Source organism: Streptomyces griseocarneus, assembly GCF_014655595.1.
Classification (GTDB): Bacteria; Actinomycetota; Actinomycetes; order Streptomycetales; family Streptomycetaceae; genus Streptomyces; species Streptomyces griseocarneus.
In genome coordinates this window covers 127,654-152,400 of record NZ_BNBL01000004.1, presented here as the reverse complement: position 1 = coordinate 152,400, position 24,747 = coordinate 127,654, and the positions used below count along the sequence as shown (strand labels likewise).

The window sequence follows — 24,747 nt, the reverse complement described above, 5'->3', positions numbered from 1 at the left end:
CGGCGCGCTTTACGACCAACGCCCTCGACCACGACTTGGATGAACGATGCATCGGTACCGGTCCCACAACTGCGGCGAGCTCCGTGCGGCTGACGTCGACACCGACGTCCGTCTGAGTGGCTGGCTGCACAATCGGCGCGACCTGGGCGGCATCCTCTTCATCGACCTGCGGGACCACCACGGCCTGGTCCAGCTCGTGGCCCGCCCCGGCACCGCCGCCAACGAGGCCCTCAGCCACCTGACCAAGGAGACCGTCGTCCGCGTCGACGGCAAGGTCATGAGCCGTGGCGCCGAGAACGTCAACCCCGAGCTCCCCACCGGCGAGATCGAGATCGAGGTCACCGAGGTCGAGGTGCTCGGCGCGGCCGAGCAGATCCCCTTCACGATCAACACCGACGACGGGGTGAACGAGGAGCGCCGCCTGGAGTACCGCTTCCTCGACCTGCGCCGCGAGCGCATGCACAGCAACATCATGCTGCGCTCCGCCGTCATCTCCTCCATCCGCGAGAAGATGACGAACCTCGGCTTCAACGAGATGGCCACCCCGATCCTGTCCGCCACCTCCCCCGAGGGCGCGCGTGACTTCCTGGTGCCCTCGCGCCTGCACGCCGGCAAGTTCTACGCCCTGCCGCAGGCCCCGCAGCAGTTCAAGCAGCTGCTGATGATCGCGGGCTTCGACCGCTACTTCCAGATCGCGCCCTGCTTCCGCGACGAGGACGCCCGCGCCGACCGCTCGCCGGGCGAGTTCTACCAGCTCGACATGGAGATGTCCTTCGTCGAGCAGGAGGACGTCTTCCAGGTCATCGAGAAGGTCATGACCGACCTCTTCGAGGAGTTCGGCAACGGCCGCCACGTCACCTCCCCCTTCCCGCGGATCCCCTTCCGCGAGGCGATGCTCAAGTACGGCTCCGACAAGCCGGACCTGCGCGCCGACCTCGAGCTCGTCGACGTCTCCGACGTCTTCGCCGGCTCGGAGTTCAAGGCCTTCGCCGGCAAGCACGTCCGTGCGCTGGCCGTGCCGAACCTCCAGGACCAGTCGCGCAAGTTCTTCGACGGCCTCGGTGAGTTCGCCGTCGAGCACGGCGCCAAGGGCCTGGCCTGGGTCCGCGTCGGCGAAGGCAACGCGCTGACCGGCCCGATCGCCAAGTTCCTCACCGAGGAGAACGTCAAGGCCCTCGCCGAGCGCCTCGGCCTCGAGCCCGGCCACGCGATCTTCTTCGGTGCGGGCGAGTTCGACGAGGTCTCCAAGATCATGGGCGCCGTGCGCGTCGAGGCCGCCAAGCGCGCCGGCCAGTTCGAGGAGAACGTCTTCCGCTTCTGCTGGATCGTCGACTTCCCGATGTTCGAGAAGAACGAGGACACCGGCCAGATCGAGTTCTCGCACAACCCCTTCTCCATGCCGCAGGGCGGCCTGGAGGCGCTGAACACGATGGACCCGCTGGACATCCTCGCCTGGCAGTACGACATCGTCTGCAACGGCACCGAGCTGTCCTCCGGCGCCATCCGTAACCACGAGCCCGAGGTCATGTACCGCGCCTTCGAGATCGCCGGTTACAGCAACGAGGAGGTCGAGAAGGAGTTCGGCGGCATGCTGCGCGCCTTCAAGTTCGGCGCCCCGCCGCACGGCGGCATCGCCCCCGGCATCGACCGCATGGTGATGCTGCTGGCCGACGAGCCGAACATCCGCGAGACCATCGCCTTCCCGCTCAACGGCAACGCGCAGGACCTGCTGATGGGCGCCCCGAGCGAGGTCGACGACGCCCGCCTGAAGGAGCTCCACCTGAGCATCTACAAGGGCGCGGCCAAGCCGACGCCGTACAAGCCGACCAAGTAACAGGCACCCGGCACGCGAAGGGGCCCGGCAGCACTGCTGCCGGGCCCCTTCGCGTCACCCGTCCGTTCACACCAGGGCGGCGGACATCGGCACTCTCGGGCAGCAGCCCGCCGCCTGGTGGACCGCCCGCGACAGCCGGCCCGGCGTCAGCCGGTCCCCCCACAGCACGGACCGCACGCCGTACTCCGCCACGGCCATCAGCTCCGTCTCGCCCAGCTCCTCGGCGACCACCACCAGCGGCGCGCGGCCCGCGCGCGCCAGCCGGCGCAGCTCGTCGGGGGCGGCGTCGTCCTGCCGCCCCATGACCAGGATGTCCACGGCGGCGTCCTCGTCCCCCCGGACGACGCCGACCCCGGGCAGGGTGCGCAGCTGCCTGACGATGCGGTGGCGGCCCAGTTCGTCGGCGGCCCGGACGTTCACGGTGATGCGTTTCTCGAACACTGCTCTTCCTCGTCTTCCCCCGCGTATCGACTCCCTCATGCTCACCGGGCGGGCTGAACGATCGATTGCCGAACGATCAACGGGCGCGCGAAGGGCCCGGAACCGCACCGGTTCCGGGCCCTCCGTCCGCTGGGGAAGCCGCGGCTACGCCTGCGCGTCACCGCCGCCGAAGCGCTCGACGTACGCGGCCAGGTCGTCCTCGGTGATCTTCGCGAAGAGGACCGGCGGCACGGTGAAGGGCGTGCCCGCCGGGACGAAGGTCAGGGACCTGGCCTCGTCCTGGGTGACCCAGGTGGCGCGCTTCTGGTCGGACGCTGTGTCGGCCAGCTGGAAGGCCGAGCGCATGGCCGCGGCCGAGGCCGGGATGAAGGGCTCGGAGACGACCGAGTAGAGGTGGATGAGGTTCATCGCCGTGCGCAGCGTGAGCGCGGCGCCCTCGGGGTTGGTCTTGATCTCCAGCCAGGGGGCCTTGGTCTCCAGGTAGGAGTTGCCCGCGCTCCACAGGGCGCGCAGCGCCTGCGCGGCCTTGCGGAACTGCAGCTCCTCCATGTGCCGCTCGTACTCCGCGAGCAGCTCCGCGATCTGGCGGCCCAGCTCCGCCTCGGCCTCGCCCTCCTCGTTGCCCGCGGGGACGTTGTCGCCGAAGCGCTTGCGCGAGAACGACAGCACGCGGTTGACGAAGTTGCCGAGGGTGTCGGCGAGGTCCTTGTTCACCGAGGCGGCGAAGTGCTCCCAGGTGAAGGAGGTGTCGTCCGACTCCGGGGCGTTGGCGATGAGGAAGTAGCGCCAGTAGTCGGCCGGCAGGATCTCCAGGGCGGCGTCGGTGAAGATGCCGCGCTTCTGCGAGGTGGAGAACTTGCCGCCGTAGTACGTGAGCCAGTTGAAGGCCTTGACGTAGTCGACCTTCTTCCAGGGCTCGCGGGTGCCGAGCTCGGTGGCCGGGAACATCACCGTGTGGAACGGGACGTTGTCCTTCGCCATGAACTCGGTGTAGCGCACGTCCTCGGCCTCGTACCACCACGACTTCCAGTCGCGGTTCTCCGGGTCCTTGGCCGCCCACTCCTTGGTGGCGCCGATGTACTCGATGGGCGCGTCGAACCACACGTAGAAGACCTTGCCCTCGGCCGCCAGCTCCGGCCAGGTGTCGGCCGGGACCGGGACGCCCCAGTCCAGGTCGCGGGTGATCGCCCGGTCGTTCAGGCCCTCGGTCAGCCACTTGCGGGCGATGGAGGAGGCCAGGACCGGCCAGTCCTTGCCGTGCTCGTCGATCCACGCCTCGACCTCGCCCTGCAGCTTCGACTGCAGCAGGAAGAGGTGCTTGGTCTCACGGACCTCCAGCTCGCTGCTGTTGCTGATCGCCGAGCGGGCGTCGATCAGGTCGGTCGGGTCCAGGACGCGGGTGCAGTTCTCGCACTGGTCGCCGCGGGCCTTGTCGTAGCCGCAGTGCGGGCAGGTGCCGACGATGTAGCGGTCGGGCAGGAAGCGGCCGTCGGCCAGGGAGTACACCTGGCGGATCGAGCGCTCCTCGATGAACCCGTTCTTCTGCAGCTGACGCGCGAAGTGCTGGGTGATTTCCCGGTTCTCCGGGGAGGAGCTGCGGCCGAAGTAGTCGAAGGACAGCGCGAAGCCCTCGTAGATGGCCTTCTGCGCGTCGTGCTGCTGGGCGCAGAACTCGGCGACGGGCAGCCCGGCTTCCTTGGCGGCCAGCTCGGCCGGCGTGCCGTGCTCGTCGGTCGCGCAGATGTACAGCGCCTCGCGGCCGGTCTGGCGCAGGAAGCGGGTGTAGACGTCCGCCGGGAGCATGGACCCCACCATGTTGCCCAGGTGCTTGATCCCGTTGATGTACGGAAGGGCGCTGGTGATGAGGTGTCGAGCCATTGCGGCTGCTCCCTGGTCGGTGTGTGTTCAGGTTGAGGTGCACCTTTAGCGTATCCGAGGGCCAGGGGGGTGACGGGCGGCGTTTATGACGGCTGTGTCAACGCATCCAGGCCCGCCAGGGCCGGGTGATCAGCTCTCTGTACGTGTGGTGCGCGGGGTTGCGCCCGGCGTGCTTGAACGTCCATCCCTGGGCGACGGCCTCGTCCTCGCTCGGCTCCGAGGAGGCTCCGCACACCGCGCACTCCATGGCGTAGGTCAGCGGCTCCGCGTCGGGCTCCTGGTCGGGCTGCAGCGTCCAGGTCCCGAAGAGGAAAACCGTTCGTGCGGTCATGGACGCCACCTCCGCTCGCCGTCGGCCGTCTCCTCCTCGGCCACGGGACGGGCGTGCTCGGGCGGGCAGTTCCACTCGAGCCCGCCGCGCGGCGGTCGTAGCTGTACGTAACCGGCGTGGTGGTCCATGACCTGTCCGAGCCGGCCGGTCCTGGTGTCGACGGCATAGGCGCCGGCGGGAATTTCTTTGCTCACGCCTTATGCATGCCCACTGGGGCGGAACCTGATCAGCCGCAGGGCCGGTACGGAGAGTGATATTTCGAAGCCCCCGGTACACAGGGCGAGGGCCGCCCGCCGGCCGTGGCGGGTGGCCCTCCCAAGGTCTGGGGCGTCCGCTAGCGGATGATCCCGGCGGCGCGGGCCTCGGACAACCACTCGGGGAACTCGACCATCAGTTCCCTGTAGAGCTCGTCGTCCGACAGCAGCCGCGGCTCGCGGCCCGCGTGGAAGAAGCCGGCGTTGTCGACCACGCGCTTGTCCGGCACCGGCAGGTCGTCCAGCTTGCGCAGGAAGTCGAAGCCCTTGCCGTCCGGGTCGCCGAAGCCCACGAACTGCCAGAAGATCGGCAGCTTCGCCGCCTCGCACAGCGCCCGCTCCGCGGCCGGCTTGCTGTACGGGGCGCCGTCGGTCTGGAAGATGACGAAGGCCGGGTCGGTCGCGCCCGACTTCGTGTAGTGGTCGACGACGGCCTCGATGGCCCAGTGGTAGTTGGTGCGGCCCATGTGCCCGTACGACTCGTGCAGCTCCTGGATCCGGCCGTCGTAGTCGCTCAGGTCGAGCTCGGCGGTGCCGTCGACGTCGGTGGAGAAGAAGACCACGGGGACGACGCCGTCGTCGTCGAGGTTGGCCGCGAGCCCCAGCGCCTGCTCGGCGAGGTGCTGGACGGTGCCGTCCTTGTAGTAGTTGCGCATGGAGCCCGAGCGGTCCAGGACGAGGTAGACGGCCGCTCGCCGGCCGGCCAGGCCCTGCTTGCGCAGCGAGGCGCCGGCGGACTTGTAGAGGCTCACCAGCCCGGGCGCGGTCTGCCGCACCTTCTCCAGGCTGACGGCCGGCGCGTCGTCGCCGGCGGCCGTCATCGCGGGGGAGGGCTCGGGGTCCGGGCCGGGGGTGGGGTCGGGGAAGGGGCCCGGGGCGGGCCTCGGCGCCGGCTCCGGCTCGGGGACGGGCTTCGGGGACGGCATGGGGTGCGGCTGGGGCTCGGGCTCGGGGACCGGCTCGGGGCGCGCCGGGCCGGGCGTGGGGATCGGCCCGAGCGGGCCGGGGTCGGGGACGGTGGGACGGGTGCGGTCGGCGGTCTCGGCGGTCGGCTGGGCCGGGACGGACACGGCGGCAGCGGCGCTGTCGCCGGGCCCCGCACTCTGCTGGGGCAGGCTCGGTTCGTCGCGCCCGGCTGTTCTGGACCGGCCGAACGCGTTCCGCAGCAGACTCCGAATGCCCATGGGGAGGTGTCCTTCATGTGTCTCGGGTGCGATGAATTGTCCGTAGTGCGGGGATAAATCCCCTGGCTGGCGACTACGTAAGGCTAGCCGTCAAGTCCGGTCCCGTCCGTTCACACCCGACACGCCGTTGGTGCGTGTCATACCGGGGCATTGTGTGCCTCGACGGTTCATCACCTGTCATATGTGATCGGGAATCCAACTGCCGTGGAAGCCCAGCGGCACCCGCACCGGCAGATGGACCCGGGCCACCGGCCCGGCCGCGAAGTCCTGGGCGGCCAGCACCACGAGGTCCGTGGCGGCGCGCTCCGGCGCCCAGGCGTACGCGAGCACCCAGCCGTCGTCCTCGGCCGCCTCGGGCGACGCCGGTACGAACACGCCCTCGCCCACGTCGCCGCCCGCCGGAACCTCGAACTCCACGCAGGTGCCGCGCTCCAGGTCGTACTTGAGCAGGGCGGTGTCCCGGCCCGCCGTCCGCTCGCGCATGGCGTAGCCGTAGCGGTGCCGCACGGTCAGGCGTCGCGGGTCGACGCGGGGGTACTCCACCGGGCGGTCGTCCACCCGCTGCCGGCGGACGGTCCCCGCGGCCAGGTCGACGGTCCAGCGCTCCAGGTGGGCCGCCCGCTCGCCGGGCACCGGCCGGGCGGTGTCGAAGAAACGGTCGTAGCGGACCAGGTGCACGGTGATGAAGTGGCCGTCGTGCTCGAAGGCGTTCATGGGGTGGAAGACGAAGCAGGGGTCCGTCTCCAGCCAGCGCACCTCGTGCGCGGCCCCCTCGCGCGGCAGCACCCCCAGGCGGGCCGGCCGCCCGGGCGCCCAGGCGGGATGCGGCCCGCCCGCGCGGCCGTTCCCGGCGAAGACGACCGGGAGGTCGTACAGCAGCACGTACCGCTCGGTGAGCGAGAAGGCGTGCATCATCGGATGCCCCTGGACGGGGATCTCGACGTGCCGGCGGACCCGCCCGTCCACGCCGGCGACGACGTACTGCACGTACGGCCAGGCCAGGCAGTAGGCCACCGCGTGCAGCTCGCCGTCGCGCGGGTCGACGACGGGGTGCGCCGACAGCCCGCCGGGCAGCGTGCCGTGGAAGTCGAACGGCCCGATCGTGTAGAGCTCCGGGTCGAGCTCGTACGGCAGGGTGCCGCCCTCGACCAGCGCCAGGCAGTGCCCGGCGAAGAACTGGACGTGGGTGTTGGGCGCGAAGTCCATGTCCAGGTGGCGGGGGCCGTGCAGCAGCTTCTCGCCGAGCTGCCCGGCCACCGCGTCCGAGCGCACCCAGCGGTTGCGGTACCACTCGGCGCGGCCGTCCCGCAGCCGCACGCCGTGGATCATGCCCTCGCCGCCGAACCAGTGGTAGGCGGACGGGTCGTCGACGTGCACGGGGTTGGGGCCGTTGCGCAGGTAGCGGCCGCGCAGGCACTCCGGGAGCGTGCCGGTCACGGGCAGGTCGACCGCCGTGGTCTCGTCCCGCACGGGCGCGTGGAGACCGCTCAGATAGGGATTGGCCGCGCCGTGCCGCGGGCCGTGTGTCGTGCCGGTCATCTCGCCCACCTCCACCGGCCCTCCCCCAGCAGCGGCTGGTCGGTGCCCCCACCGCGGAGCCGTTCTTTTTCACCATCCAGCGGAAGGCAGGGTTCGGCCAGCCTCCATCTGAGCGTCGGCTCGCCTTCATCCGCCACGGGTAACCGGCCCGAGCCGGGATTCGTTGCCGGGAACACCGGGAGAAGAGCAGGACACGGGCAGGACAAGAGCGGGGCAATAAACGGTCGATGGGCAACCCTGTCCGCCCGTTCCCGCCTCTTTATCGGTGACTATTGCCGGACCGAACATGAGTACCCACCACGGGGGCAGGGAGTTGAGGGGCACATGGGCCTGACCAGCCAGTCACTCTTGTACACGGTGGCGTTCGTCGCCATTGTGTGTGTGGGGCTCACGACATGGCTCTGGCCGAGGCTCGCCGGGCGGGGCGCGCTGCCCGTGCTGGGACGCCTCGGCGCGATCCTGGTGACCCAGGTGACGATCATGTCCACGGTGCTGCTCGCGGTGAATTCCGCCAATAGCTTCTTCGGCACCTGGGGTGAGCTGATCGGCAGGTACGACAAATCGCAGGGGCAGGTCACCCAGGGCGCCGCCGACGGCGGCGGGGGCGCGCGCGTCGACGCGGGCAAGGGCGGTCTGGTGCGGCCCGCGGGGTCGGAGGGCCTGGACCGGGCGGCGCTGCCCAAGGGGCCCCGGGACCAGGTCGGCGCGCTGCAGTCGGTGCGCCTGGTCGCCCGCCGGGCGAACGTCATCGAGCCCGCCTTCGTCTATCTGCCCCCGCAGTATTTCCAGAAGCAGTACGAACGGGCGCGCTTCCCCGTCATCGTGGCCATCAGCGGCTATCCCGGCGGCATCAACAACCTTTCGCAGTATCTGCAGGTTCCGAAGACCGCGAGCACGCTGATCTCCGAGCACCGGATGCAGCCCACCATCGTGGTGATGGTCCGGCCGACCATCGCGCCGCCGCGCGACACCGAGTGCGTGGACGTTCCCGACGGCCCGCAGGCCGAGACCTATTTCACCAAGGACATTCCGGAAGCGCTCAGGAGCGCCTACCGGGTCGGCCACGAGGCGAGCGCCTGGGGCGTCATGGGCTATTCCTCGGGCGGCACCTGCGCCCTGGAGCTCGCCATGCGCCAGCCCGGGATCTATCCGGTCGCGGGCGCGCTGTCCGCCGATTACAAGATCAAGAATGATCTCACCACCGGCAAACTCTTCGGCGACGACGAAGCGGGCCGCAAGCGGCAGCGTGAGCACGACCTGATCTGGCGCCTGCGGAATCTGCCCGTTCCCCATGTGTCGGTACTGGTCACCAGCAGCGAAAAGGGCGAGAAGAACTACGAGGAGACGAAGAAGTTCCTCGCCGCGGTCAAGGAACCCATGACGGCCGCGAAGATCATTCTTCCCTCGGGCAGCCACAACTTCACCACTTGGCGGCGGGAGGTCTCACCGACGCTGGAATGGATGGGCAAGCAGCTCACCTTCCCGCAGGACACCGCCGACAAGCAGAAGCCGGGCGACAAGCAGCGCGCAGAGGAAAAGAAGAAGGAAGAGCAGCGGAAGGAAGAGGAGAAGAAGCGCGCCGAGGAGCAGAAGCGCGCGGAGGAAGAGAAGCCGGGTGACCAGGCGGAGCAGGGCGACGAATAGCCGGTCGTTCCTCATGGACCGGTCCGGCGTCTTCCGCGTCGGACCGTGGCGTCACAGCGAAGCGGCACCCGCGGGCGGAGGCGCCGCCGAAATCGTGCAGGAGAAGAGGAGCTCGTCGTCCTGGTGCCCGCTGACGCGGGTGACGAAGGACCCCGAGCCGTCCGGGTCGTCGCGGTCGGCGGCTATCCGTACGGGGCTGTCCAGCTCGGCATAGCGGTGGAAGGCGCCGTTCAGGGTCGCGGGGAAGACCACCGGGTGCGGGGCCAGGGCGGTGACGGCCTGCCGGGCGGCCTCCAGCAGCACCATGCCGGGGATGTGGTCGACGGGATGGTCGAAGAGTATGGGGTGCCGGCCGTCGGCACGCAGCAGCCAGCGCCCCGGGCGGTCCCGGTCGCCGGGGCCCAGGACCACGTCGAAGTCCGAGACGCGGCCCACCTGTTCGGGCGGCACGGGCGGCGAGCCCAGCTCGGTGGGAGGGCCGGGCAGCCGGGGGCCGCGGATCCTGCGGTAGACCTCCGGCGAGGTGCAGGTGAAGGACGCGCTGCCGGTCGCGGCGACCGCGCCGTCGCGGCGCACGACGACGTCGTAGCGCATGCCGGACAGGACCCGCCCCCGGCGGCGCACGTCCGAGCAGACGACGTCCAGCTCCAGCTCAGCCGGGGCCGCGCCGATCCCGAGGTGCTCCGCGTGGACCGCGTAGTCCAGGTGCCACATCAGGAACTGGTAGCCGAGGGGGACGTCGAACTCCGCGTGGGCCAGCAGGGAGCCGACCTGGCGGACCGTCTCGGCGACCATCATGGGATCGTGCCGCGTGCCGCTCACCGGGGTGAAGAAGCTGTGCCCGCGAGGCCATTGGGCGCGGACGCGAAAGCGCTCCCCGTCCACTCTGCTCCACCCCGTGAGCAGCACCTCCGCCACGGCCGCGCGATGGACGAACTCGCGGGGTACGGTCGTGGTCAGCCGGGGCAGATCGGGCGCGAAGGACCCGGGCACGGTCGTGGACGGGTACATGTTTCCCCCTCAGTCGATAAGCAGAGCAGGCCGGTTGGCCGCCAATGTCAAGGTGCGTGCCATCGGGTTTTCTTTTAAAGTGTTACCGTTCCCCCGGTCAACGCCCTCCGGGGGGCCAAGATACAAGGCGGTTGACGGCCAATCAGCCCCGATGTGATTTACCTCTCGCGTGCGGAACATCCGGGCGGGACGGTTTAATTTCGAGGCTCTTCCCCCAACAATGGAGGTCGATTGTGGCCGCACCGCTGCGCCGGATACGGCTGGCCGCCGTCAATATCGACGGCGTCCTTCTCAATGACACGTTCAGTCCGATGATCCACCGCTTCGTCACCGGTCGCGGCGGCCGCTACACGGCCGAAGTGGAGCGGGCCGTCTTCTCCCAGCCGCAGCTGGTGGCCGCCCGCGCCATGGGCGAGGCGGCCGGCCTGGACTGGGACCCGCAGCGTGTGCTCGAGGCCTACTTCGAGGAGCGCGCCGACTATCTGGCGAGCGACCCGATCCGCCTCCTCGACGGCGCCCTGGACCTGCTGCACCGGCTGCGCGCCCTCGGGCTGCGCACGGTCTGTTACGGCGGACTCGACGCCTCCCACTTCACCCGGTACCTCGGTGCGCACGCCGAGCTCTTCGACGGCCCCGGGTATGTATGCACCAACGATTTCCGGCCAGGCATCACCGAGATCACCACGGACGTCTTCGGACTGCGCCACGACGAGGCGCTTTTCATCGACGACGTGGCCCGCGTCGCGGAAACGGCACGCGCCCTGGGCACCGCTTTCATCGGCCACCCCTCCGGCTTCGCGCACGGATTCCAGGGCGAGCTGATGCGCGAGGCGGGCGTGCGGCACGTGGTCGGTTCACTGTCCGCGATCGACGAGGCGCTGCTGCGCACCGTCGACGCGGAGGCCGAGGCCGGGATCCTGTGGTCGGGTTCCGGTGCAGACGAGGAAGAAGAAGGTACGCATGATGGCCGGTGAGCACGGGCTGCTCCGGGGCAGGGTCGCACTGATCACGGGTGCCAGCAGCGGCATAGGCGCCGCGTCCGCGCGGGTGTTCGCGCGCGAGGGGGCCACGGTGGTGCTGGCCGCCCGGCGCGAGGACCGGCTGCGCGAGCTGGTGGAGGAGCTGCGGGCCACGGGCGCGGAGGCCGCGTACGTGGTGACGGACGTCTCCCGGCGCGAGGACACCCGGCGCGCCGTGGACTTCGTCCTCGAGCGGTACGGCCGGCTGGACTCGGCGTTCAACAACGCCGGCTGGGGCGCCGGGCGCACTCCGCTGCACCTGATGGACGACGCCACGTACGACAGCATCATGGACGTCAACGCCCGCGGTGTGTGGAACTGCCTGCGCGACGAGATCACCGCGATGCTGGCGTCCGGCGGCGGCACGATCGTCAACAACAGCAGCGTCGGCGGCCTGCTGGCGACGCCGGTCGCGGCCCCGTACGTGGCGGCCAAGCACGCGGTCATCGGCCTGACGAAGGCGGCCGCCGCGGAGTACGCCGCCCAGGGGATCCGGGTCAACGCCGTGGCCCCGGGCACCACCCGCAGTGAGGTCGTCGCGGACTGGTTCGCCCAGAACCCGGGCATCGAGGCCGCGCTGCACGCCGCGACGCCGCAGCCCCGCACGGCGGAGCCGGAGGAGATCGCGGAGGCCGCCGCGTGGCTGCTCAGCGACCGTGCGTCCTTTGTCACCGGCGCCACCGTGCCGGTCGACGGCGGATTCACCATGGTGTGATTCGGCCGCTGCGATTCGCCCTGGCGGACGGGATTCACCAGGGTGAGAATTGCGCCAGATTGCGAGGCCGGGCTTGATAGGATACGGACTCGCCGGTTTGATTTCGGGGGCGACAACCGCACCAGGGGGGTGCACCCGTCGCCCTCGCCGCCGACTTGCGGCGAAGCGACCCAATTGATCCGGAGGCAACCGTGGCAAAGCAGGACCGTGCGATCAGGACTCGCCAGTCCATTCTGGAAGCGGCCGCGGTGGTGTTCGACGAGCGGGGCTACGACGCCGCCACCATTACGGAGATCCTGGCGCGGGCCGAGGTGACCAAGGGGGCGCTGTATTTCCACTTCGCCTCCAAGGAGGAGCTGGCGCTCGCGGTCATAGACGCCCAGATGTCGACCATCCCCGAGCCGGCCGAGCTGGCCGGCGCCTGCAAGATGCAGGAACTGGTCGACATGGGGATGATCTTCGCCCTCCGGATGGTCGAGGACCCGCTGCTGCGCGGCAGCGTCCGGCTCACGCTCGAGCACGGCTCGTCGAACCTCAACCGCGCCAGCCCCTTCAACGGCTGGACCGAGGTGCACACCCGGGTCCTGCTGGAGGGCAAGGAGCGCGGCGAGGTGCTGCCCCACGTGGTGCCGGCCGACACCGCCGAGCTGATCGTCGGCGCGTACGCGGGCATCAACACCATGTCCCAGGCGGTCACCAACCGCGCCGACCTCGAGCGCCGGGCCATCGTGCTCTACGAGCACCTGATGCCCAGCGTGGCGGTGCCCTCGGTGCTGGCCCGGCTCGACATGAGCCCCGGGCGCGGTGCCCGCGCGCTGGCGCTGGTGGAGGCGGAGCGGATGCGCGCGGGCCGGGCGGAGGACGGGCAGCTGATCGCCGCCGGCTGACGGGGCGGACGCTTCCCCGGGCGCGGCCCCGGAAGCGGCCCTGGAAGCGACCCCGGACGGCCGTCGGCCTCGCGGCAGGCCATCAAACCGACTCGACGGTATGGAGCGGTCGCGGGGGCCGCGCGGGGTCACCGGGCGGCGGCCGGTTCCGCGTCCGCGCGGCCGGCCGAGTCCAGGATCTCCAGGGCGACCCGCAGGAGGGCGGCACGCTTGTCCTCGGGGTCGCCCTTCACGCCGTCCAGGGCGAAGGTGCCGAAATGGACCGTCAGCAGGGCGCTGGAGGACCGTACGGAGCTCTCCAACGCCCCGTCACCCGACTGGATGAGCCGGGAGACGGCGGTCACCCTCCGGCGCAGCGTCTCGCCGATGGCCAGCTCGCGCAGCGTCGCCTGGTTCTCCTGCAGGATGCGGTAGATCGGGGCGGCGTCCCGCAGGGCCGCGCTGTAGCGGCGCAGCAGTTCGCGCTTGGTCTCCAGGGTGGGGGGCTGGGCCTCGCCCCAGGCGATGAGCTCGTCGACGGGCCGCCCGAGCTGCTCGGAGAGGGCGCTGAGGATGTCCTCCTTGGTCTTGAAGTGGTAGTACAGCGCGGCCTTGGTGACCCCGAGCTCCTCGGCGATCTCGCGCAGCGACGTCTTCTCGTAGCCCCGTGACACGAACAGGTCCAGTGCCGTCTTCTGAATGCGCTCGCGGGTGTCGCTCTTGCGGGGCTGTGGCGTGCTGCCCATGGGCTCACTCTCCTGCTGTCCGTCGTCCGTCGCACATGTACTCAACTAACCCGCTGGCAAGTAAGTACAGGTGGGCCTCCCGCACACGTTAGGGGAGAAAGATCGCCCCCCAGGACATGATCGGTACGGCGATACCGCCCGGGACCGGTACTCCGGGGGGCGTAGGGGCGCCGGTCGCGGCGTCCGCCGCCCTCTCGCCAGGTGCTCGGGGCCGGGCCGGCCCCGCGGCCGCGCCGGCCGGGCGTGAACAAAACTTCCCGCTGGTCACCGTGTTCGCGGTCAACGCGCCGGTGTGACGCGTCATCACCGCACCACCTCTGGCCGGTTCCTTGTGGCCGGGATATTTCGTTGAGCGGTCTCTTACCTGCCGACAAGCAAGGAAAAAGCATACTTGACGCCCGGTTAGGTGCTGCATACTCTTCCGGCGGAGCTGGCTGGCCTGGCGGCAAGTACGAAAAACGCGACTGGACCGAGGGGATGGTGCGCGTCGGGATGGCACGAGACATTGCTGCCGCGATCGACTACTACGCCGCACACGACTACGACGCGGTGGACCACGAGGTGGACGGCGGTGCGGCCGAGGAGCCCGTCCCCGCGGTCTTCGAGGGGCTGAGCGTCCCGGTGCGGACCGCGGCCTCGCTGCTCGGGCTGACGCCGTGGACCGTCGCCCACCTCATAGAACGCGGCGAACTGCGCAGCGAACGTGGCGGGCAATATCGCTACGTCACGCTGACCAGCATTTTTTCCTATCGGCGACTGACGCGTTGATGTCGATTTCGCGGTAGCGGTGCCCACTGGCTCGAATGAGTGAAAGCCCGAGTAATGACCGGAACTTCCCGAATGGGCCGGAGTTATTCAGAACGCTTTCTCAGTGGGGGCGCTACTCGATCGAAAGGCAATAGACGTGCTCAAGAAGGTTCTCGCCACGGCGGCCCTGTCCGCTTCCGCGGTCGGCGCCGTCGCCTCGCCCGCGATGGCCATCGGAAACGACCAGGATGTCTTCAACGCCAACGGCGCGAAGACCGGTTACGGCAACACCCACACCGGTGGCCACGAAAGCCCCCAGATGAGCCTGATCCAGGGCACGCTGAACAAGCCGTGCCTGGGCATCGGGAAGATCAACGCGCAGGGTCTCGTCGGAGCGGTGCCCATCAACCTCCAGGACATCCCGATCCTGTCCTCGCAGCAGCAGCAGCAGTGCACCGACAACTCCACGATCAACGACGGCGACGACCCGCTGTCGCACATCCTCGACGAGATCCCGATCCTGTCGGGCAACGGCTCGGGGAACGCCGGCCCGCTCTTCGGGGAGCACGGTCACTGACCGGAGTCCGGACCATCGGGAATTCCCCCTGCGGCGGGTGTGCGGGACCCGCTGCGGGGGGTTTCCCTATGTTGTGGAAAAAGGCTCGGCGTGGTCTTTCCGTGGGCCGAATGAATGAAGCCCGATAACCTTTGCAGCCCGCTTCCGGTTACGCATGGCGTTCTCTGTCATTCGTCGGCCCGGTCGGCTCGGAGCGAAGGAACAACTGTGATCAAAAAGGTAATGGCCGCGGCCGCGCTCGCCGTTTCCGCGGTCGGCGGGACCGCCGCCCCGGCCCTGGCCGCCGGCGGCGGTGGTGACTCCCGGGACACCTTCAACGCCAACGGCGCCACGCAGATGTACGGCAACACCTACACCGGCGGCTATATGAGCCCTCAGATGGGCCTGATCAACGGCTCGTTCAACAAGCCGTGCATCGCCATCGGCAAGGTGGGTCTCCAGGGTCTCGCCGGGGCGGTGCCCATCAACCTCCAGGACATCCCGATCCTGTCCTCGCAGCAGCAGCAGCAGTGCACCGAGAACTCCACGATCAACGACGGCGACGACCCGCTGTCGCACATCCTGGACGACCTCGTGATCCTGTCCGGCAACGGCTCGGGGAACGGCGGCCCGCTCTTCGGGGAGCACGGACACGGCGGCCACCACTGACCGGTCCGTTCCCCGGAACCGAGAACCGCCCCCCGGCGATCCCGGGGGGCGGTTCTCTTCGCGTGCGTGGTCCTCATTCGCGCGGGCGTGCCGGCCCTCGTCGTGGGTCAGCCCTCGTAGTAGACGGTGAGCACCGCGCCACCGATCTCGACGCGCCGCTGCCCCAGGCCCTCGCCGCGGCGCAGCGCGCGCAGGCAGGCGCGGAACATCGCCATCTCCTCGCCGGTCAGCACCGCGGCCGCCAGGTCGAGGAGTTCGGCGACGCTCCGGTCGGTGAGTACGTCCGGCAGGTCACCGGAGAGCAGGACGACGGATTCCCCGGTGCGTCCCCGGACGACGGCGTGGGACGTCGAGCCACCACTGACAACGAGCACACATTCCCCCTGGCCTCGGCAGATCGAGACGATAGCCGGGAGCGGGCATGATCCTCGGCCGGACGGGAATATTCGCTGGATTCAACCGTTCCGGGAACCGGGGGAGTCGGGGGCGGCGTCCGTGACGCCGGGCCGCCGCCGAAACCGCCGGTTCAGTCCTGTGCGGGTGACTCCTTGGGCGCGCGTTCGAGCAACGACTCGACCAGCGCGGCCACATGCCGGCGGTCGTCGGAGGACAGCCGCTGGACGCTCGCGATCAGCAGGTCGACCTCGGGGTCCGGCGGGGACTGCGGGGCGTCCTCCTCCCGGGCGGGGTAGAGGTGGATGCCGCAGGCCTCGGCGGCGGCCCGGCGCACGGTGTCCAGGGGCAGTTCGAGCCCTCGCGAGAGCCCCTCGAGCGTGGCGGGCTGCGGCATGCGCACCAGGCGTTCGGCGGTGGCCAGATGGTGCACGGTCGAGCGGGGGATGCCGCCCCTGCGGGCCACCTCCCCGTAGGACCACCCCTGCCGGTCCAGGCGCTGTCTCATCAACTGCTGCAGTGCGTTGGCCACTGACGGTCGCTTCCTGCTCTCGGCGGTTCGGCTCTCGGCTGGCCCGTCCCTCGGGTGGAACCGATTCTACGGGCGGCGTCCAGACGAACCGCTTGCGCGGGGCCGACGCCCGCCACTAGTGTCCAATCTCGTTGGACAGCACGTCCGACCGCATCGGACGCGAGGCCGGGGGGTCCTGCCCGTGCCCGAGGGCGCAGTACGTGACACACCATCCCGGAGGGGGACCACCATGCTCGACGCGCATGAGCTCGAGGCCGAGTCCGCTGAGCTGCTGCCCGGCCGTGAGGCCCTGGGCAAGCTGAAGTTCAGCTTCACCCGCACCACGAACGTCACCAAGCACGTCGCCAACGTCTCGGCCCACAACTCCTCGACGGCGCTCAACGTCTGCTCGCCGGACGCCGTGGCGCAGTCCGCGGCCGGCCAGTCGATCGCCATCCAGCAGTAGTACACCGCGCCGTACGCCGTCGCATGCGACAGGCGTGCAACAGAACGTCATCAGAGGCGTCCGCGGACCGCACCGGTCGCACGGCACGTCGTTGCACACGTCGTTGGAAAGAAAGGCACAGCCATGAGCATGAACCCGATCGAGCTCGAGGCCGAGTCCGCTGAGCTGCTGCCCGGCCGTGAGGCCCTGGGCAAGCTGAAGTTCAGCTTCTCGCGCACCACCAACGTCACCAAGCACGTGGCCACCGTCCACGCGCACAACGAGTCGCTGGCCGTCAACGACAGCTCGCCCTTCGCGGTGGCGCAGTCCGAGGCGAGCCAGGCCATCTCGATCAAGCAGTAGCCCGGCCCCACGCACTCGGCGGGCCGCGTCCAGGGGAAGGCGCGGCCCGTCGACAGGGGGGGAACACCAGCGGTTTCGCCGAGGGGGAGGAACTGGATGACGGTGGTCGGAGACCACGAGGCCGGCCGCAGTCGCCAGCGCGGTATCGGCGAGACCGCGACGCTTCAGATCGACACCGGGGCATCCGGCGTCCGGACAGGGGACGCCGGTGCGCCGGTGCCGGGGCCCGGCGGCTTCCCGTACACCGCCGCCCCGGGGGCGTACGGGAAGGGGGAGCCCGAGGACGCCACGTTGCGGCTGCCGTTCGCGCGGCTGCCGGAGCCCGAGCCCGAGCCGCGGCCCGAGGCGGAAGCCGTCGTCCCGCGGCTCAGCGCCGGGCTGCGGCTGCACGGCGAGTACCAGGGCTCGGGCTTCAACGAGCCCAAGTACATCGCCCGGCGCGGCGACGGCCAGGTCGTCCAGCTCTCCAGGCTGCTGCACCTGGTCGCGTCGGCCATCGACGGCGAGCGCGACCTGCGCGCGGTCGCGGCCCGGGTCAGCGCCGGCTACGGGCGCGAGGTCAGCGGCGAGAACGTCGCCTACCTGGTGGAGAAGAAGCTCGAGCCGCTCGGCATCACCGTGCCGCACGGCCAGGAGAGCGACGAGGTCCACGGCCCGCGCTCGGACCTGCTGCTGAGCCTCAAGGGCCACCGGGTCATCTTCAACGAGAAGCGGGTCGCCGTCATCGCCCGCTCCCTCGCCTGGCTGCACCGCCCGCCCGTGGTGGCGGCCGTACTGTCCCTGGCCGTCGCCATGGACGTGTGGCTCTTCGGCTTCCACGGCGCGATGGAGCCCGTACTCAGCGTCCTCGACCAGCCGTTGCTGCTGCTCGTGGTCTTCGTGCTGACCGTCGCCTCGCTCGTCTTCCACGAGTTCGGGCACGCCTCGGCGTGCAGATACGACGGCGCGCATCCCGGCTGCATCGGCTGCGGCATCTTCCTGATCTGGCCGTCCATGTACACCGACGTCACCGACGTCTACCGCATCGGCCGCGCCGGACGGATCCGCACCGACCTCGGCGGCGTCTACTTCAACGTCGTCTTCATGCTGCTGCTCACAGGGGCGTACTTCGTCACCGGACAGCCGTTCCTGCTCTGCGCGGTCTACCTCGGGCACTTCGAGGTGCTCGAACAGCTGATGCCGGCCGTGCGGCTGGACGGCTACTTCATCCTCGGCGACCTCGCCGGCGTGCCCGACCTGTACGGCAAGATCAAGCCGATCCTGCTCAGCATGATCCCGGGCCGCAAGCCCGATCCCGCCGTCGCCGACCTCAAGCGCAAGACACGCGTCATCGTCACCACCTGGGTGCTGACCATGGTGCCCTTCCTGCTCGGCGAACTCTGCTACGCCCTGTGGAACCTGCCCCGCCTGGTCGCCACCGGCATCCGCTCGCTCACCCAGCAACTCACCGGCACCTACGAGGCGTTCGCGGCCGGCGAGCTGCCGGCCGGGCTGGCGGGCGTGCTCGGCAGCCTCATGCTCATCGTGCCGCTGGCCGGCATGACGTACCTGTCCATCCGCCTCTCGGGGCGGCTGGGCCGCAACGCCCTGCGCTACACGGCCGACCGCCCCCGCCTGAGGGTCGGGCTCGTGCTGGGCGTGGCGGCCGTCGCCACGACCCTCGCCTACGCCTGGACCAGCGGCGTCACGCCCAAGCCGCTGCCGCCCGCGCCGCCGATCGCCCCGATCCTGCAGCCCCACGTGCCCACCGCCCCGGCGTCACCGAGCCCCACCCTGCCGGGCCACGACCCGTCCAAGGGGGACACGCCGGGCGTCTGGGCGCCGGACGGCGCGGCCCCGGCCGTCACGCCGCTGCCCTGGCGCACCCCGCCGGCCGCCCCCGGGCTGCCGACGCCGATGCCCGCCGCGGTCCGTCTCCCGCCGGGCGCCCCGGCCGCCGCACCCGCCCCGGCCGCCCAGCCCAGTCAGGCGCCCGCGCCGGTCGTCCTCCCGCCCACGATGCCCCCCGCGCTCCCGCCCGCCCTGCCGCCGACCGCGCCGCCCAAGCCCGCGCCGGCACCCAGCGCCACGGCCGCGCCCTCCCCGGCCGCGTCCCCGACGCCCGCCCCGGCCCCCGAGCCGTCGGCGAGCCCGTCCGCGGCGGCCACCACCCCGGCGCCGCCCGCGCCGGCCACGTCGCCGCCACCGTCACCGTGAACCACGGTGAGCCACCGTGAACCGTTCCAGGAGAAGACCGTGAAGCCTGCGAAGTCCCGCACGTCCCGCCACTTCCTGCGCCTCGGCCTGCTGGCCGCCGGCCTCGCCGCGGCCGCCACCGCCGGCCCGGCCCAGGCCGCCGAGGCGGTCGTCATCGCCAACGACGGCGTCCGCACCACCGCCGACCACCGCCACCACACGCAGTTCCGCGACAGCTTCTCCGTCCGTCAGCTCGGCACGGTCGCCGCCGCCCGCGTGGGCAACCGGGCCGTCGCCCGTTCGGCGGGCTGCACGGCGGACGACGCCTGCCGGTCGGTGGCCCTGTCCTTCCAGATCATCACGCTCTCGGGCGAGCACGTCCGCCTCACCGCCGTGAACAACGGCCGCGCCACCAACGACCACTGCACCGGCTGCCAGACCCTCGCGGGCGCCTACCAGTTCGTCGTCTCCACCAAGAAGGCCACCCGCCTCACCCCGGCCGCCCAACGGCGCCTCGCCGACATCCACCGCCGACTGGACGCCCTGGGCTCCTCCCGCCTCCCGGCGGCCGACCTCAGGAAGAAGACCGACGCCCTGGCCGCCGAGGTCACCGCCGTCCTCGCCGACCCGGCCTCCACGACCGCCGCCCGGTCGGGCCGGCCCACCGTCAAGGTCCACCGCCAGCTGGACGGCTGGCCCGGCCGCTGACGGCACGCGGGCACCGCCTGCGGGATAATCCCGATCATGAGGCTCACCGGGTCGCACCAGCGGCTGCTCGCCGATCTGGCCGCCGTCGGGGCGCCGTACCCGCTCGCCCTCTCCGGAGGCCACGCGATGGCGGCGCACGACCTGGTGGACCGCCCGTGCCGGGAGGTGGAGCTGGCCACCGACAGCCCGGTGCCGATGGAGGACATCGCGGCGGTCGTCCGCTCCGGGCTCGCCGAGCGCGGCTGGCGCGTGAGCGGGGCCGACGTGGCCCCGCTCGGGGCCCGGCTGCGGCCGGCCGACGCCACGACCGGGGAGGAGCACACGGTCGTCCTCCTCAAGGAGACGGTGTGGCGGCCGCCCGTGCGCACGGAGTACGGCCTGGTCCTCGCCGCCGAGGACGTGGTCGGCATCCGCGTACGCGCGCTGGCCGACCGGGGCCTGGCCCCTGACCTCGTCGACGTCCATGCCGCCTCGGCCCGCTGGTCGCTCGCCGAGCTGGAGGAGTTCGGCCGCCGCCACGCCCCCGACGCCTTCGACCCGGCCGATCTCCAGGCCCGCCTGGAGGCGGCCGACTTCGTCGACGACGGCGAGTTCGCCGCCTACGGGCTGGACGCCGCCGCCACGGAGGGGCTGCGCCGCTGGGCCCACGGCTGGGCCACCGAGATCGCGGAGCGGATCGCGGAGGAGACGCCGTACGAGGACGAGGACGGCGCCGGCGAGGGGGACGAGGGCGGCGGCGGGGACGGCTGACCCCGCGCGCGCAGGCGCCGGCTCAGGGGCCGGCGGGCCGGTCCGGCCGGCCCTCGCGTCCGCGCAGTTCCTCGTTGAGCCGCAGGGCCTCCTCGAGCTGGTCCTCGAGGATGATGATGCGGCAGGCGGCCTCGACGGGAGTCCCCTGGTCGACGAGCTCGCGGGCGCGCGCGGCGATGCGCAGCTGGTAGCGGGAGTAGCGGCGGTGGCCGCCGCCGGATCTCAGCGGGGTGATGAGCCGGGCCTCGCCCAGGGCCCGCAGGAAGGCGGGCGTCGTACCGATCATCTCTGCGGCGCGGCCCATGGTGTAGGCGGGGTAATCGTCGTCGTCGAGATTGCCCGCGGCGTTCTGTCGGGCCTCTGGAGCCATGCGCGGACCCTATCGGCTGGCCGAGAAGAATGTCTATCGCGGCCGTTGGAGGTTCGGCCCGGCGGAGGCCCTGCGCCGCACGGGCCCCGCCCCGGGCCCGGCGCCACCGGGCCGCCGGCCGCCGGGCGGGTCGAAAGATATGAGCGGCGAATATCTCTTGCCGCGGCGACAGAAATTACGTATTCGCCGTCGCCGGTCTTTTCGGCGCGGACCCGCCGATCCGGGAAAGCTCTATACGCCGGCGGAGGGGTCGTGCTACTGTCGATATTAGTTGCAGTTGTGGTTCCCATACCCTCGGATGCCTCCCGGCCGTCTTTTCGTCGGCGGAGGCTTCTTGTATCCCGGAGTTCTCCGGATGGGGCAATCATCGCGGCGACGCGAGGCTCGCGCAGTGTGAGTCCAAGGCATTTCCCCGAAGGAGAAAAACATGGCTACCGGTACCGTGAAGTGGTTCAACGCGGAAAAGGGCTTCGGCTTCATCGAGCAGGACGGTGGCGGCGCTGACGTGTTCGCCCACTACTCGAACATCGCCACCCAGGGCTTCCGCGAGCTTCAGGAGGGCCAGAAGGTCAGCTTCGACGTCACGCAGGGCCAGAAGGGCCCGCAGGCGGAGAACATCGTCCCCGCCTAATCTTGAGGCGTAACGAACGCCGGGGCCCGCATCTTGGGTGCGGTCCCCGGCGTTTGTGTTGTAAAGAATTCCCTCGGCGTGTGCGCGCCGGGACATCGCGGCGGCCGGATGTGTTTGATATTTAATTCGACCCGTTCGTGCGATTTCTTGCACGGCCCGTAGGGCGGAGAATTCCTCGTGCGTGTCGCACTCGATCGAGGAAGGTTCAGCATGAACCGTACCGCTCGTACGCCGCCCCTTCCCGCCGTCACCGATTTCGCCGAGCTGGACATGCCGCGGCCGCTCCTCGCGGCCCTGGGAGCCGACGGGGTGACCGTCCCGTTCCCGATCCAGGCGGCGACGCTGCCGAACTCCCTGAGCGGCCGGGACGTCCTGGGCCGCGGCCGCACCGGTTCCGGCAAGACCCTGGCCTTCGGGCTGGCCCTGCTCGCCCGGACCGCCGGACTGCGGGCCCGGCCCCGCGAGCCGCTCGCCGTCGTGCTGGTGCCCACCCGCGAGCTCGCCCAGCAGGTGACGGACGCGCTCGCCCCCTACGCCCGCGCGCTCGAGCTGCGGCTGGTCACCGTGGTCGGCGGCGTGTCACTGGCCCGCCAGGCCCTCGCCCTGCGCGGCGGCGCCGAGGTCGTGATCGCCACTCCGGGCCGGCTGAGGGACCTCGCCGACCGTGGGGACTGCCGGCTGGACCGGGTCGGCATCACCGTCCTGGACGAGGCCGACCGCATGACCGACATGGGGTTCACGCCGCAGATCACCGCCCTGCTCGACCGGGTGCGGCCCGACGGCCAGCGGCTGCTCTTCTCGGCCACCCTGGACCGTGACGTCGACGCCCTGGTCCGCCGCTACCTCCACGACCCGGTCGTCCACTCGGTCGATCCCCCGGCGGCGTCGGTCACCACGATGGAGCACCACGTCCTGCACGTACGGGACGCGGACAAGAACGCCACCACGACCGAGATCGCCGCCCGCGAGGGCCGCGTGATCATGTTCCTGGACACCCGGCACGCCGTCGACCGGCTCACCCGTCACCTGCTGCGCAGCGGCGTACGGGCCTCGGCGCTGCACGGGGGCAAGACCCAGCCGCAGCGCACCCGCACCCTGGCCCAGTTCAGGGAGGGCCACGTCACGGTCCTGGTCGCCACGGACGTCGCGGCGCGCGGCATCCACGTCGACGACCTCGACCTCGTCGTCAACGTCGATCCGCCCGATGACCACAAGGACTACCTGCACCGCGGCGGCCGCACCGCCCGCGCCGGCGGGTCCGGCAGCGTCGTCACCCTCGTCCTGCCGCACCAACGCCATGCCGTGAACAGCCTGATGGCCCACGCGGGGATCACCCCGCACGCCACCGAGGTGCGCTCCGGTGAAGCGGAACTGAGCCGCATCACCGGTGCCCGGGCGCCCTCGGGCGTTCCCGTCACGATCTCCGCCGGGGGGAACCCTGCCGGACGCCGTTCCCCATCCGGCCGGAAGAAGCGCCGGCCCTCCCTCCCATCCTGTTGAGGCACCATGCGATGTGTGATCGCCCGTTTTCCCTTCGACTTCATCAAGAGTGAGGTGCAGACGCTGATGGCCGGCGTCGAGCCGGAGGACGCCACCGGACCCTGCGCCGTCATCGACGACCGCACCTACCCCGTCAAGCAGGTCGGCCAGGTGATCACGGGCCTGGACCGGCGGGACTTCACGGCGCTCGAGCTCACCCGGGCGCTGAGCCGTCTGGGTTTCACCTGCGTCACCGCCCCCGTCGCCGGCCGGCTGGGGTCCGTCACCGACTTCTGACGGCGGCCGCCGGCGCCACGGCGTCCGGCCGGTGGGCGGCGCGGAGCACGGCGCACGCCATGACGAGGGCCCACACGTCCATCGCGAAGGCGGCGACGCGTTCCATGCCGCCCAGTCCGGTTCCGGGATCGACCTGGGCGAAGAACATCCCCGCCGCGGCGACCGCGGCGGCGGCCAGGACGAGGGAGACGGCGCGCAGCCGGCCGAACAGGGACTCCCGGGGTGCGAACCCCGTGCAGAGCAGCCCGGCGTTCCCCAGGCCCATGATGAGCAGCGCGCCCAGGACGTGGAGGTTCTCGTCGACGTCCGCGGGCACCAGGCCGACCAGGACCCAGCCCCCGGCGTTGACGGCCATCAGCGTGCGGGCGGTCGTCGCCGCCCCGCCGCGCCCCCAGCAGGCACCGGCCAGCAGGGTGCCGGCGAGCAGCAGGACGCCGTGCACGACGAACGAGGCGTTCATCGCGTCGTGCAGGGGCGAGCACACGTACCGGGGCCGGGAGTCGTCCCAGGTCCCGCAGAGGACGTTGCCGAGATCGCTGATGTTGTTGGCCGCCCAGCTGTAGGGCGTGCGCCAGCCGGACTCCACGACCAGCTGGACGACGAGGAACTGGGTGGCGGCGACGATCCACGCGACCGCACCGGCCTTCGCGGCCGGTGCGACGCGGTTGCCGGAGTACGGCGCGGGACTCGGTTTCACGATGTGCCTTTCGGGGCCGCGGAGTTGCATCACGTTCGTCCGTGAACGCTCTCAGCCGGCGGTGTTCCGGCACATCGCTGCGCGGAGGGAAACCGGAATCCCTCCACGGGGGGAGCCGGCACTGGCTCGTGCGGGGGAGGCGCCCGGGCGGCGAAGCGCCGCCGGGGTGCCGTACGCCGTCATGTGCCGGGTCGTCAGGTCCCGTCGCCTGCTGGGCCGTCGCCCGCCGGGCCGTCGTCCGCGGGGTCGTCGTCCGGAGAGGGGCGGCTGGTCGAGAGCCAGGAGCGCGCGGGTTCGGCGGGCTGCGTGGTGTCCACGGTGAGGTGGAGGCGGGTGCCGCCCTCGCGGCCGGCCGGGTAGCTGCGCTGCTCGGTGGAGTCGAAGCAGTGCCGGAGGACTTCCGCGACCCGGCGGGCGGTGTCGGGGGAGGCTGCGACGATGCGAATGTCGGCACGCCCCCTCGGGGGCACGGGTTCCGCAGGTTTCATGCCGGC

General features: G+C 70.9%; 29 protein-coding genes. 16 read left to right on the top strand and 13 right to left on the bottom strand.

The window, feature by feature from the left end:
• The first annotated feature begins 46 nt into the window (after positions 1-46).
• Entirely contained in the window at positions 47-1,834 is a 1,788-nt protein-coding gene (gene aspS, locus IE295_RS12170) for an aspartate--tRNA ligase (protein ID WP_190063604.1), read from the top strand.
• 66 nt (positions 1,835-1,900) lie between these two features.
• Here the strand turns inward: aspS and IE295_RS12165 are convergent, their stop codons facing one another.
• From IE295_RS12165 to IE295_RS12140, 6 genes are all read right to left on the bottom strand, one after another.
• Complete coding sequence (locus tag IE295_RS12165; protein WP_190063603.1) at positions 1,901-2,275, bottom strand: DNA-binding response regulator; 375 nt, start codon at positions 2,273-2,275, stop codon at positions 1,901-1,903.
• A 144-nt stretch (positions 2,276-2,419) separates the two neighbouring features.
• Positions 2,420-4,153, bottom strand: a complete 1,734-nt coding sequence (gene metG, locus IE295_RS12160) for a methionine--tRNA ligase (protein ID WP_190063602.1) — start codon at positions 4,151-4,153, stop codon at positions 2,420-2,422.
• 97 nt (positions 4,154-4,250) lie between these two features.
• Positions 4,251-4,484: a DUF7848 domain-containing protein gene (locus IE295_RS12155; protein ID WP_190063601.1), complete on the bottom strand. Its 234-nt coding sequence runs from the start codon at positions 4,482-4,484 to the stop codon at positions 4,251-4,253.
• Positions 4,481-4,678 carry a hypothetical protein gene (locus IE295_RS12150; RefSeq protein ID WP_190063600.1) on the bottom strand — a complete coding sequence of 66 codons (198 nt, stop codon included), beginning with the start codon at positions 4,676-4,678 and terminating at the stop codon, positions 4,481-4,483. Before IE295_RS12150 ends, IE295_RS12155 begins: the two co-directional genes overlap by 4 nt.
• A 140-nt stretch (positions 4,679-4,818) precedes the next feature.
• The gene (locus IE295_RS12145) at positions 4,819-5,922 is read right to left on the bottom strand and encodes a vWA domain-containing protein (protein ID WP_308013100.1); all 1,104 of its coding nucleotides are present in this window, start codon (positions 5,920-5,922) and stop codon (positions 4,819-4,821) included.
• Between the two features lie 177 nt (positions 5,923-6,099).
• The gene (locus IE295_RS12140; RefSeq protein WP_190063599.1) at positions 6,100-7,461 is read right to left on the bottom strand and encodes a carotenoid oxygenase family protein; all 1,362 of its coding nucleotides are present in this window, start codon (positions 7,459-7,461) and stop codon (positions 6,100-6,102) included.
• Positions 7,462-7,785: 324 nt separating this feature from the next.
• On the opposite strand from IE295_RS12140, the gene IE295_RS12135 reads away from it, so the two are divergent.
• The gene (locus tag IE295_RS12135) at positions 7,786-9,105 is read left to right on the top strand and encodes an alpha/beta hydrolase (protein WP_190063598.1); all 1,320 of its coding nucleotides are present in this window, start codon (positions 7,786-7,788) and stop codon (positions 9,103-9,105) included.
• 51 nt (positions 9,106-9,156) lie between these two features.
• Here IE295_RS12135 and IE295_RS12130 read toward each other — a convergent pair whose 3' ends face one another.
• Complete coding sequence (locus IE295_RS12130; RefSeq protein WP_190063597.1) at positions 9,157-10,116, bottom strand: ScbA/BarX family gamma-butyrolactone biosynthesis protein; 960 nt, start codon at positions 10,114-10,116, stop codon at positions 9,157-9,159.
• 233 nt (positions 10,117-10,349) lie between these two features.
• Between IE295_RS12130 and IE295_RS12125 the strand changes: the two genes are divergently transcribed.
• From IE295_RS12125 to IE295_RS12115, 3 genes are all read left to right on the top strand, one after another.
• A complete protein-coding gene (locus IE295_RS12125) occupies positions 10,350-11,090 on the top strand; it encodes an HAD family hydrolase (protein ID WP_190063596.1) in 741 nt (246 codons plus the stop codon).
• Positions 11,077-11,850 (top strand): SDR family NAD(P)-dependent oxidoreductase, encoded by a 774-nt coding sequence (locus IE295_RS12120; protein ID WP_372478800.1) that lies wholly within the window; start codon positions 11,077-11,079, stop codon positions 11,848-11,850. The genes IE295_RS12125 and IE295_RS12120 overlap by 14 nt, the downstream gene beginning before the upstream one ends.
• Before the next feature lie 191 nt (positions 11,851-12,041).
• Entirely contained in the window at positions 12,042-12,737 is a 696-nt protein-coding gene (locus IE295_RS12115) for a ScbR family autoregulator-binding transcription factor (RefSeq protein ID WP_190063595.1), read from the top strand.
• 128 nt (positions 12,738-12,865) lie between these two features.
• On the opposite strand, the gene IE295_RS12110 is transcribed toward IE295_RS12115, so the two are convergent.
• Positions 12,866-13,462, bottom strand: coding sequence for a TetR/AcrR family transcriptional regulator (locus tag IE295_RS12110; protein WP_190063594.1), 597 nt, complete (start codon positions 13,460-13,462; stop codon positions 12,866-12,868).
• A gap of 492 nt (positions 13,463-13,954) precedes the next feature.
• Here IE295_RS12110 and IE295_RS12105 point away from each other — a divergent pair, with 492 nt between their 5' ends.
• From IE295_RS12105 to IE295_RS12095, 3 genes are all read left to right on the top strand, one after another.
• Entirely contained in the window at positions 13,955-14,230 is a 276-nt protein-coding gene (locus tag IE295_RS12105; RefSeq protein WP_190063593.1) for a hypothetical protein, read from the top strand.
• Between the two features lie 136 nt (positions 14,231-14,366).
• A complete protein-coding gene (locus IE295_RS12100; RefSeq protein WP_190063592.1) occupies positions 14,367-14,786 on the top strand; it encodes a rodlin in 420 nt (139 codons plus the stop codon).
• 207 nt (positions 14,787-14,993) lie between these two features.
• Positions 14,994-15,434: a rodlin gene (locus tag IE295_RS12095; RefSeq protein WP_190063591.1), complete on the top strand. Its 441-nt coding sequence runs from the start codon at positions 14,994-14,996 to the stop codon at positions 15,432-15,434.
• Positions 15,435-15,541: 107 nt separating this feature from the next.
• On the opposite strand, the gene IE295_RS12090 is transcribed toward IE295_RS12095, so the two are convergent.
• Positions 15,542-15,808, bottom strand: a complete 267-nt coding sequence (locus IE295_RS12090; protein ID WP_224322988.1) for a hypothetical protein — start codon at positions 15,806-15,808, stop codon at positions 15,542-15,544.
• Positions 15,809-15,960: 152 nt separating this feature from the next.
• On the bottom strand, positions 15,961-16,359 hold the full coding sequence (locus IE295_RS12085) for a helix-turn-helix domain-containing protein (RefSeq protein ID WP_190063590.1): 399 nt from the start codon (positions 16,357-16,359) through the stop codon (positions 15,961-15,963).
• Between the two features lie 229 nt (positions 16,360-16,588).
• Here IE295_RS12085 and IE295_RS12080 point away from each other — a divergent pair, with 229 nt between their 5' ends.
• The 5 genes from IE295_RS12080 (at position 16,589) to IE295_RS12060 (ending at position 20,779) form a co-directional block, all read left to right on the top strand.
• On the top strand, positions 16,589-16,804 hold the full coding sequence (locus IE295_RS12080; protein WP_190063589.1) for a hypothetical protein: 216 nt from the start codon (positions 16,589-16,591) through the stop codon (positions 16,802-16,804).
• A gap of 123 nt (positions 16,805-16,927) precedes the next feature.
• Positions 16,928-17,146: a hypothetical protein gene (locus IE295_RS12075; protein ID WP_190063588.1), complete on the top strand. Its 219-nt coding sequence runs from the start codon at positions 16,928-16,930 to the stop codon at positions 17,144-17,146.
• A gap of 96 nt (positions 17,147-17,242) precedes the next feature.
• Positions 17,243-19,342 carry a hypothetical protein gene (locus tag IE295_RS12070; RefSeq protein WP_224322987.1) on the top strand — a complete coding sequence of 700 codons (2,100 nt, stop codon included), beginning with the start codon at positions 17,243-17,245 and terminating at the stop codon, positions 19,340-19,342.
• A gap of 39 nt (positions 19,343-19,381) precedes the next feature.
• Complete coding sequence (locus tag IE295_RS12065) at positions 19,382-20,029, top strand: hypothetical protein (RefSeq protein ID WP_190063587.1); 648 nt, start codon at positions 19,382-19,384, stop codon at positions 20,027-20,029.
• A gap of 36 nt (positions 20,030-20,065) precedes the next feature.
• A complete protein-coding gene (locus tag IE295_RS12060) occupies positions 20,066-20,779 on the top strand; it encodes a hypothetical protein (RefSeq protein ID WP_190063586.1) in 714 nt (237 codons plus the stop codon).
• Positions 20,780-20,801: 22 nt separating this feature from the next.
• Here IE295_RS12060 and IE295_RS12055 read toward each other — a convergent pair whose 3' ends face one another.
• The gene (locus IE295_RS12055) at positions 20,802-21,149 is read right to left on the bottom strand and encodes a MerR family transcriptional regulator (RefSeq protein ID WP_190063585.1); all 348 of its coding nucleotides are present in this window, start codon (positions 21,147-21,149) and stop codon (positions 20,802-20,804) included.
• Positions 21,150-21,576: 427 nt separating this feature from the next.
• Between IE295_RS12055 and IE295_RS12050 the strand changes: the two genes are divergently transcribed.
• The 3 genes from IE295_RS12050 (at position 21,577) to IE295_RS12040 (ending at position 23,556) form a co-directional block, all read left to right on the top strand.
• Positions 21,577-21,780 carry a cold-shock protein gene (locus tag IE295_RS12050; RefSeq protein ID WP_037915390.1) on the top strand — a complete coding sequence of 68 codons (204 nt, stop codon included), beginning with the start codon at positions 21,577-21,579 and terminating at the stop codon, positions 21,778-21,780.
• A 210-nt stretch (positions 21,781-21,990) separates the two neighbouring features.
• Positions 21,991-23,280: a DEAD/DEAH box helicase gene (locus tag IE295_RS12045; protein WP_190063584.1), complete on the top strand. Its 1,290-nt coding sequence runs from the start codon at positions 21,991-21,993 to the stop codon at positions 23,278-23,280.
• Between the two features lie 6 nt (positions 23,281-23,286).
• Positions 23,287-23,556: an SCO5918 family protein gene (locus tag IE295_RS12040; RefSeq protein WP_190063583.1), complete on the top strand. Its 270-nt coding sequence runs from the start codon at positions 23,287-23,289 to the stop codon at positions 23,554-23,556.
• On the opposite strand, the gene IE295_RS12035 is transcribed toward IE295_RS12040, so the two are convergent.
• Both IE295_RS12035 and IE295_RS12030 read right to left on the bottom strand, forming a co-directional pair.
• The gene (locus tag IE295_RS12035) at positions 23,543-24,253 is read right to left on the bottom strand and encodes a DUF998 domain-containing protein (RefSeq protein WP_190063582.1); all 711 of its coding nucleotides are present in this window, start codon (positions 24,251-24,253) and stop codon (positions 23,543-23,545) included. The genes IE295_RS12040 and IE295_RS12035 overlap by 14 nt on opposite strands.
• A gap of 194 nt (positions 24,254-24,447) precedes the next feature.
• The gene (locus IE295_RS12030) at positions 24,448-24,741 is read right to left on the bottom strand and encodes a hypothetical protein (protein WP_190063581.1); all 294 of its coding nucleotides are present in this window, start codon (positions 24,739-24,741) and stop codon (positions 24,448-24,450) included.
• Positions 24,742-24,747: the final 6 nt, after the last annotated feature.